Origin of the sequence: Diaphorobacter sp. LI3 (genome assembly GCF_022807955.1) — a bacterium.
Lineage (GTDB): Bacteria > Pseudomonadota > Gammaproteobacteria > Burkholderiales > Burkholderiaceae_C > Diaphorobacter > Diaphorobacter nitroreducens.
The window spans coordinates 3,754,852-3,769,999 of sequence record NZ_CP094346.1 but is presented as its reverse complement, the minus strand read 5'-3'; the positions used below and the strand labels follow the sequence as shown (position 1 = coordinate 3,769,999).

At 66.8% G+C, this 15,148-nt stretch carries 13 protein-coding genes and 1 pseudogene; 13 read left to right on the top strand and 1 reads right to left on the bottom strand.

The genetic code is table 11. The features are described 5' to 3' along the window. The first annotated feature begins 43 nt into the window (after positions 1 to 43). The 12 genes from argB to MRB47_RS17565 all read left to right on the top strand — a co-directional run bounded on the left by argB (position 44) and on the right by MRB47_RS17565 (position 12,755). Entirely contained in the window at positions 44 to 934 is an 891-nt protein-coding gene (gene argB, locus MRB47_RS17620; RefSeq protein WP_011804042.1) for an acetylglutamate kinase, read from the top strand. Between the two features lie 191 nt (positions 935 to 1,125). Further along, positions 1,126 to 1,770 (top strand): nucleoid occlusion factor SlmA, encoded by a 645-nt coding sequence (gene slmA / locus MRB47_RS17615; RefSeq protein WP_088887668.1) that lies wholly within the window; start codon positions 1,126 to 1,128, stop codon positions 1,768 to 1,770. A 206-nt stretch (positions 1,771 to 1,976) separates the two neighbouring features. After that, complete coding sequence (locus MRB47_RS17610) at positions 1,977 to 2,642, top strand: TetR/AcrR family transcriptional regulator (protein WP_123674946.1); 666 nt, start codon at positions 1,977 to 1,979, stop codon at positions 2,640 to 2,642. A 64-nt stretch (positions 2,643 to 2,706) separates the two neighbouring features. Next, on the top strand, positions 2,707 to 4,503 hold the full coding sequence (locus MRB47_RS17605) for an acyl-CoA dehydrogenase C-terminal domain-containing protein (protein ID WP_252101336.1): 1,797 nt from the start codon (positions 2,707 to 2,709) through the stop codon (positions 4,501 to 4,503). A 52-nt stretch (positions 4,504 to 4,555) separates the two neighbouring features. Beyond that, positions 4,556 to 4,990, top strand: a complete 435-nt coding sequence (locus MRB47_RS17600) for a DUF2147 domain-containing protein (RefSeq protein WP_252101335.1) — start codon at positions 4,556 to 4,558, stop codon at positions 4,988 to 4,990. Between the two features lie 100 nt (positions 4,991 to 5,090). After that, entirely contained in the window at positions 5,091 to 7,493 is a 2,403-nt protein-coding gene (locus tag MRB47_RS17595; protein WP_252101334.1) for a 3-hydroxyacyl-CoA dehydrogenase/enoyl-CoA hydratase family protein, read from the top strand. Between the two features lie 21 nt (positions 7,494 to 7,514). Next, positions 7,515 to 8,711 carry an acetyl-CoA C-acyltransferase gene (locus MRB47_RS17590; protein WP_196996020.1) on the top strand — a complete coding sequence of 399 codons (1,197 nt, stop codon included), beginning with the start codon at positions 7,515 to 7,517 and terminating at the stop codon, positions 8,709 to 8,711. Between the two features lie 80 nt (positions 8,712 to 8,791). Then, a complete protein-coding gene (locus MRB47_RS17585) occupies positions 8,792 to 9,688 on the top strand; it encodes an alpha/beta fold hydrolase (protein ID WP_252101333.1) in 897 nt (298 codons plus the stop codon). Between the two features lie 25 nt (positions 9,689 to 9,713). Next, positions 9,714 to 10,556 (top strand): acyl-CoA thioesterase, encoded by an 843-nt coding sequence (locus MRB47_RS17580; RefSeq protein WP_011804051.1) that lies wholly within the window; start codon positions 9,714 to 9,716, stop codon positions 10,554 to 10,556. Between the two features lie 16 nt (positions 10,557 to 10,572). After that, the gene (locus tag MRB47_RS17575) at positions 10,573 to 11,349 is read left to right on the top strand and encodes an enoyl-CoA hydratase (RefSeq protein WP_012655597.1); all 777 of its coding nucleotides are present in this window, start codon (positions 10,573 to 10,575) and stop codon (positions 11,347 to 11,349) included. A 182-nt stretch (positions 11,350 to 11,531) separates the two neighbouring features. Next, a complete protein-coding gene (locus MRB47_RS17570) occupies positions 11,532 to 12,014 on the top strand; it encodes a thioesterase family protein (protein ID WP_252101332.1) in 483 nt (160 codons plus the stop codon). Positions 12,015 to 12,200: 186 nt separating this feature from the next. Further along, positions 12,201 to 12,755 (top strand): polymer-forming cytoskeletal protein, encoded by a 555-nt coding sequence (locus MRB47_RS17565; protein WP_047349319.1) that lies wholly within the window; start codon positions 12,201 to 12,203, stop codon positions 12,753 to 12,755. Positions 12,756 to 12,808: 53 nt separating this feature from the next. Here MRB47_RS17565 and MRB47_RS17560 read toward each other — a convergent pair whose 3' ends face one another. Continuing rightward, entirely contained in the window at positions 12,809 to 13,240 is a 432-nt protein-coding gene (locus tag MRB47_RS17560; protein WP_041838784.1) for an acyl-CoA thioesterase, read from the bottom strand. 43 nt (positions 13,241 to 13,283) lie between these two features. Between MRB47_RS17560 and MRB47_RS17555 the strand changes: the two are divergent. After that, positions 13,284 to 15,096, top strand: a pseudogene (locus MRB47_RS17555) (ABCB family ABC transporter ATP-binding protein/permease). The last annotated feature ends 52 nt before the right edge of the window (positions 15,097 to 15,148 follow it).

Genomic DNA, 15,148 nt, shown 5'->3' with positions numbered 1-15,148 from the left:
GGCGCCGCATCTCCCCCGTTCGCCACCCCCCTATTTTTTTGCCATGACCGATCTTCTCTCCATTGCGCCGCGCGACAAGGCTGAAATCCTGGCCCAGGCGCTGCCGTACATCCGCAAGTTCCATGGCAAGACCATGGTCATCAAATATGGCGGAAACGCCATGACCGACCCGGCCCTGCAGGCCGACTTTGCGGAAGACGTGGTGCTGCTCAAGCTGGTAGGCATGAACCCGGTGGTGGTGCACGGCGGAGGCCCGCAGATCGAGCAAGCCCTGAACCGTCTGGGCAAGAAGGGCGAGTTCATTCAGGGCATGCGCGTGACCGATGCCGAAACCATGGAAGTCGTGGAATGGGTGCTGGCCGGCGAGGTGCAGCAGGACATCGTGGGCCTGATTCACCAGGCGGGCGGCAAGGCTGTGGGCCTCACGGGGCGCGATGGCGGCATGATCCGCGCCAAGAAGCTCAAGATGGTGGACAACAAGGACCCGAGCGTCGAGCATGACGTGGGGCAGGTCGGTGACATCGTGGCGATCGACCCGAGCGTGGTCAAGGCGCTGCAGGACGATGCCTTCATTCCCGTCATCAGCCCGATCGGGTTTGGCGAGGAAAACGAAAGCTACAACATCAACGCCGACGTGGTGGCGAGTAAATTAGCTACGGTGCTGCAGGCAGAGAAACTGGTGCTGCTCACCAACACCCCCGGTGTGCTGGACAAGGAAGGCAAATTGCTTACCGACCTGACGGCGCGCGAAATTGATGCATTGTTCGCCGATGGCACCATCTCCGGCGGCATGCTGCCCAAGATCAGCGGGGCGCTGGATGCGGCAAAGGCTGGTGTGAATGCCGTGCACATCATTGATGGCCGCGTACCGCATTCGATGTTGTTGGAAATTCTGACCGACCAGGCCTACGGCACCATGATCCGGAGTCACTAGGCTCTTTCGGGCATGGCCCGGGTGTATTGGAGTCAAAAATGGCTGCAGCGCTTGTTCAGCAAGCGCTAGCAGCTATTTTTTTGGAAGCGGATCCAAGGGTCGCGGCACAGCGAGCAGCCGTCACGACGCTGGAGTCGTGGTGTGCGAGAATCAATTGCACACACTTGTTGCTCTCCCCCGATCCATGCCCCATGACTGAATTCACGCCTGCTACTGACGCGCCAGCCTCCACCGACGACGCGCCCGCCGCGCGCCGCCGGCCGCGGCCGGGCGAGCGGCGTGAGCAGATCCTGCAGACCCTGGCGGCCATGCTGGAGCAGCCCGGGGCCGAGCGCATCACCACGGCAGCGCTTGCGGCGCGCCTGCAGGTGAGCGAGGCGGCGCTGTACCGCCACTTTGCCAGCAAGGCACAGATGTTCGAGGGGCTCATCGATTTCATCGAGCAGAGCGTCTTTACCCTTGTGCACCAGATCATGGAGCGCGGTGGCGAGTCTGAGGGCGCGCAGCGCGCGGCGCGCATCACGGCTATGGTGCTGCAGTTCGGCGAGCGCAACCCCGGCATGGTGCGCGTGATGGTGGGGGATGCGCTGGTTTTCGAAAACGAGCGCCTACAGCAGCGCATGAACCTGTTCTTCGACAAGGTGGAGGCCACGCTGCGCCAGTGCCTACGGCCCGTGGCCGACGCGGACGGCTCGGCGACACCCACGGTGCAGACACAGGTGCGGGCGGCCGCACTGTCCGACCTGATCCGCGGACGCTTGCAGCGCTACGCACGCACAGGCTTTCGCCGCATGCCGACGGAACACCTGGACGCCACTCTGGCACTGTGGCTGTAACGCCGGCGCAGGCAAGCGTGATGGCATGACCACCCGCGAAAGGCGCGGTAACCATTTCGCCCTTGGCACGGTCCCCCGCGATGGTGGGGCTCGATAAATCATCCACTTAGGGGTTTACCCCGAAGCGCGTTTTGCGCGCCTGGAAATACTGGCGTTACCTGCCTGTTTTATGCAAAATAGAACGATCGTTCGTTTTATTTTGCTTCATGTCTCTTTCTCCTTCCCCCATCAAGACGGTTCGCGCGCCACGCCGCGAGGGCCGGGCGCTGCACAAGGGGCAACACACCAAGGCCGTCATCATCGATGCCGCCCTGGGCCTGGCCACGCACATCGGCCTGGAGGGGTTGTCCATCGGTGCGCTGGCCGACGTGACGGGCATGAGCAAGTCAGGCGTGTTCGCGCACTTCGGCTCGCGTGAGGAACTGCAGATATCGGTGATCCGCGAGTACCACACTCGATTCGAGCAGGAAGTGTTCTACCCCGCGATGCAGGCCCCTCGCGGCGTGCCGCGCCTGCGCGCGCTGTTCGCCAACTGGATGAAGCGCACCTCCATCGAGATCGATTCCGGCTGCATCTACATCAGCGGCGCGGTGGAGTTCGACGACCGCACCGGCCCGGTGCGCGATGCGCTGGCCAACTCCGTGATGACGTGGCAGGCCGCGATGAAGCGCGCCATCCAGCAGTGCAAGGAGTGCGGCGAGATCCGCGACGACGTCAGCGAGGACCAGATGCTGTTCGAGATCCACGGCCTGATCCTGGCGCTGCACTACGAAGCGCGCTTCCTGCACACGCCCGGCTCCATCGACCGGGCGAACACGGGCTTTGACAACATCCTGGCGCGCTACAGCGCGCTGCCCGGCCACCGCGGTTGAGCCCTGCCACCCGTATTTCGGTTTTTCTTCTTTTCCACCCTTCCTTCTTCCCAGGAGTCTCCACATGCCTACTTACACGCCTCCGCTGCGCGACATGCAATTCGTCCTGCATGAAGTCTTCAAGGTCACCGACGAATTCAAGGCCATGCCCGCGCATGCTGAAGTGGATGCCGACACGATCAACGCCGTGCTGGAAGAAGCCGGCAAGTTCGCCGCCGGCGTGGCGTTCCCGCTGAACATCAGCGGCGACACCGAGGGCTGCACGCTGAACCAGCAGACGCATGAGGTGACCACGCCCAAGGGCTTCAAGGAAGCCTATGCGCAGTATGTGGAAGGTGGCTGGGCTGCGCTGTCGTGCGACACCGCCTATGGCGGCCAGGGCCTGCCCTTCGTGATGAACCAGTGCCTGTACGAGATGCTCAACAGCGCCAACCAGGCCTGGACCATGTACCCCGGCCTGTCGCACGGCGCCTATGAGGCGTTGCACGCCCATGGCACCGACGAGCAGAAGAAGCTGTACCTGCCCAAGCTCACGAGCGGCGAGTGGACCGGCACCATGTGCCTGACCGAACCGCATTGCGGCACCGACCTGGGCCTGTTGCGCACCAAGGCCGAGCCCCAGGCCGATGGCACCTACAAGATCACCGGCAACAAGATCTTCATCAGCGCCGGCGAGCACAACTTCACTTCCAACATCGTGCATCTGGTGCTGGCCCGCCTGCCCGACGCGCCCAAGGGCAGCAAGGGCATCAGCCTGTTCGTGGTGCCGAAGTTCAAGGTGAACGCCGACGGCTCGCTGGGCGAGCGCAACCCCATCTACTGCACGGGCCTGGAGCACAAGATGGGCATCCACGGCAACGCCACGGCGCAGATTGCCATCGACGGCGCCATCGGCACCCTGGTGGGCGAGCCCAACAAGGGCCTGGCCGCCATGTTCGTCATGATGAACGCCGCGCGCCTGGGCGTGGGCAACCAGTCGCTGGGCCTGACCGAAGTGGCCTTCCAGAACGCGCTGGCCTACGCCAAGGACCGCATCCAGATGCGCAGCCTGTCGGGCACCAAGGCCAAGGACAAGGAAGCCGATCCCATCATCGTGCACCCCGACGTGCGCAAGATGCTGCTCACCGCCAAAGCCTACGCCGAGGGCGCGCGCGCGCTGCAGATTTTCTGCACGCTGCTGCTGGACAAGGCGCACAGCCACCCCGACGAGAAGGTGCGCAAGGATTCCGACGAACTGGTGGCGCTGCTGACCCCCATCGTCAAGGCCTTCGTGACCGACAACGGGCACATTGCCACCAACGCCTGCATGCAGGTCTTCGGCGGCCATGGCTTCATCAAGGAATGGGGCATGGAGCAGTTCGTGCGCGACAACCGCATCAACATGATCTACGAAGGCACGAACACCGTGCAGTCGCTGGATCTGCTGGGCCGCAAGGTGCTGGGCAACAACGGCGCCACGCTGAAGAAGTTCGGCAAGCTGGTCGGGCAGCTGGTGGCCGAAGAAGGCGTGAACGAGAAGATGGCCGAGTTCATCAACCCCATCGCCTACCTGGGCGACCAGATGACCAAGTTCACCACCGAGATCGGCTTCCGCGGCTTCCAGAACCCCGATGAGGTGGGCGCCGCCGCCGTGGACTACCTGCGCGTGGCCGGCCACCTGGTGTTTGGCTACATGTTTGCCCGCATGGCCCAGGTGGCGCTGCGCGAGATTGCCGCCGGCAACACCGACCCGTTCTACCAGGCCAAGCTGCAGACGGCGCGTTTTTACTTCGCCAAGCTGTTCCCTGAAGTCCACACGCTGATGCGCACCGCCCGCGCCGGCAGCAAGGTGCTCATGGACACCGACGCCGCCCTGGCCTGAGCCAGCGACTGCACGCATTGCTACTTTTGAACGTTTTTGCACTGGAGGCCTTATGAGACAAGCGCTAGCAGCTATTATTTTTGCAGCAATCGCGGCCCCTGCATGGGCCCAGATGTCCCCCGTGGGCCTGTGGCGCAGCGTGGACGACAAGACGGGCGAGGCCAAGGCCGAGATCCGTATTGCCGAAGCCGGTGGCGTGCTGACCGGCCGTATCGAGAAGTCCCTCAAGAAGGACGCCGACCCGGCCGCCACCTGCACCGAATGCAAGGACGACCGCAAGGGCAAGGCGATCGCGGGGCTGGAGATCATCCGCGGCGTCAAGAAGGCCGATGACCGCGAGGTCTGGGAGGGCGGCAAGATCCTCGACCCCGAAAACGGCAAGGAATACCGCGCCAGCCTCACGCCCATCGACGGCGGCAAGCGGCTGGAGGTGCGCGGCTTCCTGGGGCCGTTCTGGCGCACCCAGACCTGGCAGCGCGTGCAGTAAGCAAAGCAGTGAGCGCCACGGCGCCGCAGCCGGTCCGCCCGCGTGGCGCGGGGCCTGGCGCGCGGCCCCGTGCGCATCCCACCATCCAAGGAACAAGCAAATGTCCCGATTCCAAGTGAAGAAAGTCGCCGTGCTCGGCGCGGGCGTGATGGGCGCGCAGATCGCGGCCCACCTCGTCAATGTGAAGGTGCCGGTGGTGCTGTTCGATCTCCCCGCCAAGGAAGGTCCGAAGAACGGCATCGTCACCCGCGCGGTGGAGAACCTCAAGAAGCTCAAGCCCTCGCCCCTGGGTGTGGCGGACGACGCCGCGCTGATCCAGCAGGCGAATTACGAGGAGAACATGGCGCTGCTGGGCGAGTGCGATCTCGTCATCGAGGCCATCGCCGAGCGCATGGACTGGAAGCTCGATCTGTACAAGAAGATCGCGCCGCACGTCGCACCGCACGCCATCGTGGCGTCCAACACCTCGGGCCTGTCGATCACCCAGCTGTCCGAGGCGCTGCCCGACGCCATCAAGCCGCGCTTTTGCGGCATCCACTTCTTCAACCCGCCGCGCTACATGGTGCTGGTGGAGCTGATCAACACCCCCACCACCCGCCCCGAGGTGCTCGACCAGCTCGAAGCCTTCGTGACCAGCGGCCTGGGCAAGGGCGTGGTGCGCGCGCACGACACCCCCAACTTCATCGCCAACCGCGTGGGCATCGCCGGCATGCTCTCCACGATGAAGGAGGTGGAGAACTTCGGCCTGACCTTCGACGTGGTGGACGACCTCACCGGCAAGAAGCTGGGCCGCGCCTCCAGCGGCACCTTCCGCACCGCCGATGTGGTTGGCCTGGACACCATGGCCCACGTCATCAAGACGCTGCAGGACAACCTGAACGAGCAGACCGACCCGTTCTACGGCAGCTTCGGCACGCCCGCCGTGCTGCAAAAGCTGATCGAGCTGGGCAACCTGGGCCAGAAGGCCAAGGCGGGCTTCTACAAGAAGGTGGGCCGCGACATCCTGCGCTTCGAGCTGGAGAGCGAGGAATATGTGCCCGCCGGCGCCAAGGCCGACGAGGTGTACGGTCGCATGCTCAAGAAGCCCGCCGCCGAGCGCCTGAAGCTGCTGCGCAACGCCGAGGGCGCGCAGGGCCGGTTCCTGTGGGCCATCCTGCGCAACAGCTTCCACTACGCTGCGGTGCATCTGGCCACGATTGCCGACACCGCGCGCGATGTGGACCAGGCCATGCGCTGGGGCTTCGGCATGAGCCAGGGGCCGTTCGAGCTGTGGCAGGAGGCGGGCTGGCTGGAGGTGGCCAGGATGGTCCAGGAGGACATTGACGCGGGCAAGGCACTGTCCAAGGCGCCGCTGCCCGAGTGGGTGTTCAAGGGCCCGGTGGCGGATGCCGGCGGCGTGCACACGGCGCAGGGTTCGTGGAGCGCGCGCCAAGGCAAGTTCGTGCCGCGCCGCCAGTTGCCGGTGTACGAGCGCCAGTACTTCCCCGAGAAACTGCTGGGCGAGGACAACCTGCCCGACTGGCGCAAGGCCGGCACCACCATCAGCGAGACCGATGCGCTGCGCACCTGGACGCTCGATGGCAAGGTATTGATCGCCTCCATCCAGAGCAAGATGCACGCGATCAGCCCCGACGTGATGGAAGGCCTGATGGAGGCCGTGGACCTGGCCGAGCGCGAGTACGACGGCATGGTCATCTGGTCGGGCGACGCACCGTTCAGCGTGGGCGCCGACCTGCAGGCCACCATGCCTGCCTACGTGGTGGCCGGCATTGCCGCCATCGAGGGCGTGGAGCATGAGCTGCAGAACCTCATGCTGCGCCTGCGCTACGCCCAGGTGCCGGTCATCTCCGCCATCCACGGCATGGCGCTGGGCGGCGGCTGCGAGCTGGCCGTGCACAGCGCACGCCGCGTGGCCCACATGGAAAGCTACATCGGCCTGGTGGAAGTGGGCGTGGGCCTGGTGCCCGGTGCCGGCGGCCTGACCTACATCGCCCGCCGCGCGGCCGAGAACGCCGCCGCCAGCACCGGCAAGGACCTCCTGCCCTTCCTGACCGAAGGCTTCACCGCCGCGGCCATGGCCAAGGTAGGCACCAGCGCCCTTGAGTCGAAGAAGCTCGGCTACCTGCTCGACAGCGACCTCATCGTGCCGCACAAGGACGAGGTGCTGTTCGTCGCCATCAACGAAGCCAAGGCCATGGCCGCCAGCGGCTGGCGCGCGCCGATGAAGCGCCTGTTCCCCGTGGCCGGGCGCAGCGGCATCGCCACCATCCGCGGCTCGCTGGTGAACATGCGCGACGGCGGCTTCATCAGCGAGCATGACCAGCACATCGCCACGCTGATCGCCGAAGTGGTGTGCGGCGGCGACGTGGACGCCGGCACGCTGGTGAGCGAGGAATACCTGATGGCGCTGGAGCGCAAGGCGTTCTGCGCCCTGATCGAGCACCCCAAGACCCAGGAGCGCATCCTGGGCATGCTCAACACTGGCAAGCCGGTGCGTAACTGAGGCCGCCCGAGGAGAGAAACCATGAAACAGATCCAAGACGCCTACATCGTTGCCGCCACGCGCACGCCCATCGGCCGTTCGCACAAGGGCTTTTTCCGCAACTACCGCCCGGACGACCTGCTGGCCACCACGCTCAAGAGCGCGCTGGCCCAGGTGCCGGGGCTGGACCCCGCCTCGATCGAGGACATCATCTGCGGCTGCGCCATCCCCGAGGCGCAGCAGGGCCTGAACGTGGCGCGCATCGGCGCCGTGCTGGCGGGCCTGCCCACCAGCGTGGGCGGCATCACGGTGAACCGCTTCTGCGCCTCGGGCCTGTCGGCCGTGGCCATGGCGGCCGACCGCATCCGCGTGGGCGAGGCCGAGGTGATGATCGCCGCCGGCGTGGAGAGCATGAGCATGGTGCCCATGATGGGCAACGCGCCCAGCCTGTCGCCCAGCATCTTCGAGCGTGACGGCGACGTGGGCATCGCCTACGGCATGGGCCTCACCGCCGAGAAGGTGGCCCAGCAGTGGAAGGTGAGCCGCGAGGCGCAGGACGCCTTCGCGCTGGAGTCGCACCGCCGCGCCATCGCCGCGCAGCAGGCCGGCGAGTTTGCCGACGAGATCACGCCCATCGAGGTGACCGACCGCACGGCCCACCTGGAGACGGGCGAAGTCATTGCCAGCACCCGCACCGTGAGCCTGGACGAGGGCGCCCGCCCCGACACCAGCCTGGAAGGCCTGGCCAAGCTGCGCACCGTGTTTGCCGCGCGCGGCACGGTCACGGCTGGCAACAGCTCGCAGACCAGCGACGGCGCCGGCGCGCTGATCCTGGCCAGCGAATCCGCCGTCAAGCGCTTCGGCCTCACGCCGCTGGCGCGCTTCGTCAGCTTCGCCAGCAAGGGCGTGCCGCCGTCCATCATGGGCATCGGCCCGATCGAGGCCATTCCCGCCGCGCTGCGCTATGCCGGTCTGAAGCAGGACGACATCGGCTGGTACGAGCTCAACGAAGCCTTCGCCGCCCAGTCGCTGGCCGTCATCAACACGCTGGGGCTGGACACGGCCAAGGTCAACCCCATGGGCGGCGCCATCGCGCTGGGCCACCCGCTGGGCGCGACGGGCGCCATCCGCTCGGCCACCGTGGTGCATGCGCTGCGCCGCAAGCAGCTCAAGTACGGCATGGTCACCATGTGCGTGGGCATGGGCCAGGGCGCGGCGGGTATCTTCGAGCGCGTGTAAGTAAGCGCCACTGCCGCGCGGCAGCGCGCGGGGATTGCAGCCGAGCCGGCGCAGACCGGCCGCCTTCATGGAGACAAGCCATGCAGAGTGAAACCCTGATGGTCGATGGCGCAGTGCCGTTGGCGCTGCGCGTGTACGCGCCACGGACCGGCCCCGCGCGCGCCAGCGTCGTCATTGGCGGCGCCATGGGCGTGCGCCAGGCCTTCTATGGGCCGTTCGCCGCCTGGCTGGCGCAGCAGGGCCTGCGGGTCACCACCTTCGACTACCGGGGGCAGGGCGAGTCGCTGAGTGGTGGCATGCGCGAGGTGCGGGCCAACCTGTTCGACTGGGCGCGCGACTACGACGCGGTGATCGCCCATGCAGCCCAGGCGCTGCCTGGCCAGCCGCTGCTGCTGCTGGGGCACAGCCTGGGCGCGCAGCTGCCCGGGCTGCTGCGCGAGCATGCGCGCGTGAGCGGCCTGCTGAGCGTCGCCGCGGGCAGCGGCTACTGGCGCGACAACGCGCCCCGCATCCGCCGCGCCATGCCCGCGTTCTGGCATGTGCTGGTGCCGTTGTCGGTGCGGCTGTGCGGCTACTTCCCTGGGCGGCGCCTGCGTGCCGTGGGCGACTTGCCCGCGGGGGTGATGCTGCAGTGGCGCCGCTGGTGCCTGCACCCGCGCTACAGCGTGGGGGCGGAGGGAGAATCCGCCCAGCGCAGCTACGCGGCGGTGCGCTTTCGGGTACACGCCTGGTCCATGCAGGACGATGAGCTCATGACCTGGCGCGGCACGCAAAGCCTGTTGGCGCTGTATGCGAACGCGCCGTGCAGCGTGGAGCGCATCGCGCCGCACGAGGCGCAGGCGCGGCGCATCGGGCACTTTGGATTTTTCCGCGAACAGTTCCGCGCCACGCTGTGGCCTCGCGCCTTGCAGCAGCTGGAGGCGTTGGCCCAGGCGCAGCCGCAGGGCACCGCAGGTGCCACCGCCACCGCAGGCTGAGCCGAATCACGGCACACTCGCACCCATGACTACGCACCACAGCATTCATCCCCTGGACGCGGCGCTGGCGCTCTCGTCCAGCCATTCCGAAGGGGCCGGGCAGTACACCGGCCACACCTCGCCGGCTTACTGGAACATGGTCGGGCCGTTTGGCGGCATCACCGCGGCCACGCTGCTGCAGGCCGTGATGCAGCACCCCGACCGCCTGGGCGAGCCCCTGTCGCTCACGGTGAACTACGCGGGCGCGCTGGCCGAGGGGCCGTTCACGCTGCAGGCCACACCGGTGCGCACCAATCGCTCCACCCAGCACTGGACGCTGTCCATCCTGCAGGCGGGGGCGGACGGCGCGCCCGTGGTCACCACCACGGCCACCGTGGTCACGGCCGCGCGGCGCGAGACTTGGGGCGCCGCCGACACGCCCATGCCGCAGGTCCCCGCGCCGGCGCAGTGCAAACCCGTGCAACCGGCGTTCCGCTCGGAATGGCTGCAGCGCTACGAGATGCGCCCGGTGACCGGCGCGCTGCCCGAACAGTGGGACGACAGCGGCGACACCAGCCTGTCGCAGCTGTGGATGCGCGACGCGCCCGCGCGGGCGCTGGACTTCTGCGCGCTGGCGGCGTTGGCCGATGTGTTCTTCCCTCGCGTGTGGCTGCGCCGCGCGCGCCAGGTGCCCGCGGGCACCGTGTCCATCACCGTGTACTTCCATGCGGGCGCGGACCTGCTGGCGCAGACCGGCACGGGCTACCTGCTGGGCCAGGCGCGCGCGCAGGAGTTTCGCAACGGCTTTTTCGACCAGACCGTGCAGCTGTGGAATGAGGCCGGCGCCATGCTGGCCACCAGCCACCAGATCGTTTATTACAAGGAATGACCCCGGAGCAACACCCATGAGTACAACGAACGCAGACATCCTGGTCCACGCCGAAGAGGGCGTGACCACCATCACCTTCAACCGCGTGGAGAAGAAAAATTCCATCACCACGGCCATGTACGCGCAGCTGGCCGATGCGTTCGAGGCCGCGGCGCAGGACGCGTCGGTGCGCGTGGTCGTGCTGCAGGGCGACGTGGCCATCTTCAGTGCGGGCAACGACATCGGCGACTTTTTGCAGCAGCCGCCCGCCACGCAGGACGCGCCCGTGTTCCGCTTTCTGCGCGCCATCGCCACCTTTCCCAAGCCCGTGCTGGCTGCGGTGTGCGGCCCGGCGGTGGGCATCGGCACGACCCTGCTGTTCCACTGCGACCTGGTGTACGCGGGGGACAACGCGGCGTTCTCGATGCCCTTCGTGAACCTGGGCCTGTGCCCCGAGGCCGCCTCCAGCCTGTTCGCGCCACAGATGCTGGGCTACCACCGCGCGGCCGAGGCGCTGCTGTTGGGCGAGCCCTTCATGGCCGAAGCGGCGTTGGAAGTCGGCTTCGTCAACCGCGTGGTGCCGCCGACCGAATGCAACATGGTGGCCCAGGCCCAGGCGCGCAAGCTCGCGGCCAAGCCGCTGTCGGCCCTGATCGAGACCAAGCGCCTGCTCAAGAAGAGCCAGACCGCCGCCGTGTTGGAGCGCATGGCTGAGGAGGGCCAGAGCTTTGGCCGCATGCTGCGCGAGCCCGCCGCCCGCGAGGCCTTCACCGCGTTCATGGACAAACGCCGCCCGGATTTCAGCGCCTGCTGACATCCGCCCCGCCACCGAACGGGGCGGGGGGGGGGCGGCGCCGGCATCCATGCCGTGTTCGCCCTACGCGCCGAGGTGATCACCGTGTCTGCTGGACCGGGTGGCCGGGCGTTTGAATGAAAAATGGCTCTAGCGCTTATCCAGTAAGCGCTAACAGCTCCTGATAAGAGAGCAAAAATTCCATGAGCAAACCTGCCAGCCTGCCAGTGGCCTTCGAGCCCGAGTTCATCGCCGGCCTGCGCCAGATCTTTGAAGGGAAGATTCCCTTCAACCACCTGTTGGGCCTGAAGATCACGCGCCTGGAGCCCGCGGCCGTCGCGGCGCGCATCGACATGCGTCCCGATCTGGTGGGGCACTTTGCCTACAACCGGCTGCACGGCGGCGTCATCAGCGCGGGGCTGGATGCCATGGGCGGTCTGGCCGTGATGGCGGCCATCGGCGCCAAGCACATGGACGAGGCGCCCATGGACCGCCTGCACCGCTTCGCCAAGCTGGGCACCATCGACCTGCGCATCGACTATCTGCGCCCCGGCATCGGCAGCCACTTCGAGCTGCGGGCCGAGGTGCTGCGCCTGGGCTCGCGCGTGGCCACCACGCGCATGGAGTTCCTCGGCCCGCAGGGCGAGCTGATGTCCGCGGGAGCCGCGGCGTACATCGTCTCTTAGCGCGACCGTGCGAAGACGGCCGCGCCGGGCACGCGCCGTTTGGGGGATACGCGCTGTGTGCTGCTGCAAGCCCTGCAAGTGCATGCAACCATCGAACGGTTTGGTTACCGTTCTTGCGTAACAGGGGCGGTTTTGATCTGTGGCAACTCCTAGCATCTGCGGGTCTTTTCTAGGAGATCCGATCCGATGGCCGTGCAAAACCCCTTCTTTGGCAAACGCGAACCCGACACTTTCCAATCCCGCCAGCCTTCGTCAGCGCTGGGCGGCACCACCACCACCGCAAGCACCCCAACCGCCGCTCCCGCAACCAGAACCGCTGTGTCCACGGCCTCCAGCGCCACGGCCGAGGGCAGCGGCAGCAAGCTGACCGTGGGCCCCAACATCAAGCTCAAGGGTGTGGAGATCACCGATTGCGACACCCTCGTCGTGGAAGGCACGGTGGAGGCCACCATGGATTCGCGCGTGATCCAGATCACCGAGCAGGGCGCGTTCCGCGGCTCCGCCGAGATCGACATTGCCGAGATCCACGGCGAGTTCGACGGCACGCTCACCGTGCGCCAGAAGCTGGTGATCTTCAGCACCGGCAAGGTGAGCGGCAAGATCCGCTACGGCAAGGTGGTGATCGAAGAGGGTGGCCAGCTCTCCGGCGAGATCGAGGTGGGCCTGGGTGGTGGCGCGCGCATGAGCGCGGCCTCGGGTTCGTCGTCTGCCGCATCCTCGGCCGCGCTGGCCGCGGCCTGACGCCGGCACACCCATCGCCGCCAGCGGGAGGCCGTGAGGCGCTCCCGTTTTCTTTACGGCGCGACGCTTTCGTCGCCCGGCTTCTGAATGGGGCGCGGGCGGCCGTTTTCGTCGATGGCCACATAGGTCAGCGACGCCTCGGTCACCTTCACGTAGCTGCCCTGGGTGCGGATGTGCTCGGCATAGACCTCCACCTGCACGGTCATGGAGGTGTTGCCGATGCGCGTGACTTCGGCAAAGAACGACAGCAGGTCGCCCACGCGCACGGGCTGCTTGAAGATGAATTCGTTCACCGCCACCGTGGCCATGCGGCCGCGGATGTACCGCGCGGGCAGCACGGAGCCGGCCAGATCCACCTGCGCCATGACCCAGCCGCCGAAGATGTCGCCATTGCCGTTGGTGTCGGCGGGCATGGGTATCACCTTGAGTACCAGTTCCTTGTCGGCGGGCAACTGGCTGTGGGAGGCGGGGCGATCCTGGGACATGGGCACAATCTTTGGTTTTGCTTGACTCCACGGATTGTCCATCATGCGCCGCTACGGCGAAGCCATCGCCTCCGACAGCCCACGCGTTCGTTCCGACCGGGCCACCCTGCAGCGCCTGCTGCCCTTATCTGTGGCAGTACAAATGGCGCGTGGTCGCGGCCATGGCCTTCATGGTCGGCGCCAAGCTGGCCAACGTGGGGGTGCCGCTACTGCTCAAGAGGCTCGTCGATGCCATGACGCTGCCCGCCGGCAGCACCACGGCGCTGCTGGTGGTGCCCGTGGGGCTGCTGCTGGCCTACGGGGCGCTGCGCCTGGCCAACTCGGTGTTCAACGAGTTGCGCGAGCTGGTGTTCGCCAAGGCCACGCATGGCGCGGCGCGCGCCATCGCGCTCAAGACCTTCGAGCACCTGCATGCGCTGTCCCTGCGCTTTCACCTGGAGCGCCAGACCGGCGGCATGACGCGCGACATCGAGCGCGGCGTGCGCGGCATCGAGTCGCTGGTGTCGTTCGCGCTGTTCAACCTGGCCGCCACGCTGGTCGAGGTACTGCTGGTGCTGTTCATCCTGGCGCGCCAGTTCGACGTCTGGTTTGCCGTCATCACGCTCACCGCGCTGGTGCTGTACGTCGCCTTCACCGTGGGCGTGACGCAGTGGCGCATCCAGTTCCGGCGCCAGGCGAACCAGTTCGACTCGGCCGCGCACAGCAAGGCCATCGATTCGCTGCTGAACTACGAGACCGTCAAGTACTTCAACAACGAGCAGTTCGAGGCGCGCCGCTATGACGAAAGCCTGGAGCAATTGCGGCAGGCCCAGCTCAAGAGCCGCAGCACCCTGGGGCTGCTCAACAGCGGGCAGCAGCTCATCATCGCCGTGGGGCTGGTGGCCATGCTGTGGCGCGCCACCGAGGGCGTGGCCGCGGGGCGCATGACGCTGGGCGACCTGGTCATGGTCAACGCCTTCATGATCCAGATCTACATCCCGCTGAACTTCCTGGGCGTGATCTACCGCGAGATCCGGCAGAACCTGACCGACCTGGACAAGATGTTCACGCTGATGGACAGGGAGCAGGAGGTGGCCGATGCGCCCGGCGCCCAGCCGCTGGCGGACCTGCACACGCCCACCGTGCGTTTCGAGGATGTGCACTTCGCCTACGACCCCGCACGGCCCGTGCTGCAGGGGGTGAGCTTCACGATTCCCGCCGGCAAGACGGTTGCCGTGGTCGGCCCCTCGGGCGCAGGCAAGAGCACCCTGAGCCGCCTGCTGTACCGTTTCTATGACCTGCAGGGCGGGCGCATCACCATCGCGGGGCAGGACATCCGGACGGTCACGCAGGACAGCCTGCGCCGCGCCATCGGCATCGTGCCGCAGGACACGGTGCTGTTCAACGACACCGTGGCCTACAACATCGCCTACGGCCGAACCGGCGCCAGCCAGGCCGAGGTTGAGCAGGCAGCGCGCGCTGCGCACATCCATGCCTTCATCGCAGCCCAGCCCAAGGGCTACGACACCATGGTGGGCGAGCGCGGGCTGAAGCTCAGCGGTGGCGAGAAGCAGCGCGTGGCCATTGCGCGCACGCTGCTCAAGAACCCACCCATCCTGATCTTCGACGAGGCCACCAGCGCCCTGGACTCTGCCAACGAGCGTGCCATCCAGGCCGAGCTGGCCAGCGCCGCGCAGAACAAGACGACCCTGGTGATCGCCCACCGCCTGTCCACCGTGGTGGACGCGCACGAAATCCTGGTCATGGAGGCCGGCCGTATCGTCGAGCGTGGCACGCACGCGCAGCTGCTGGCCCACGGCGGGCACTACGCGCGCATGTGGGCGTTGCAGAAGAATGATGGTCAAAATGGGCTGTAGCGCTTATGTGGCAAGCGCAAGCAGCTATCAAAATGAAAGCACGGAGCGTTGA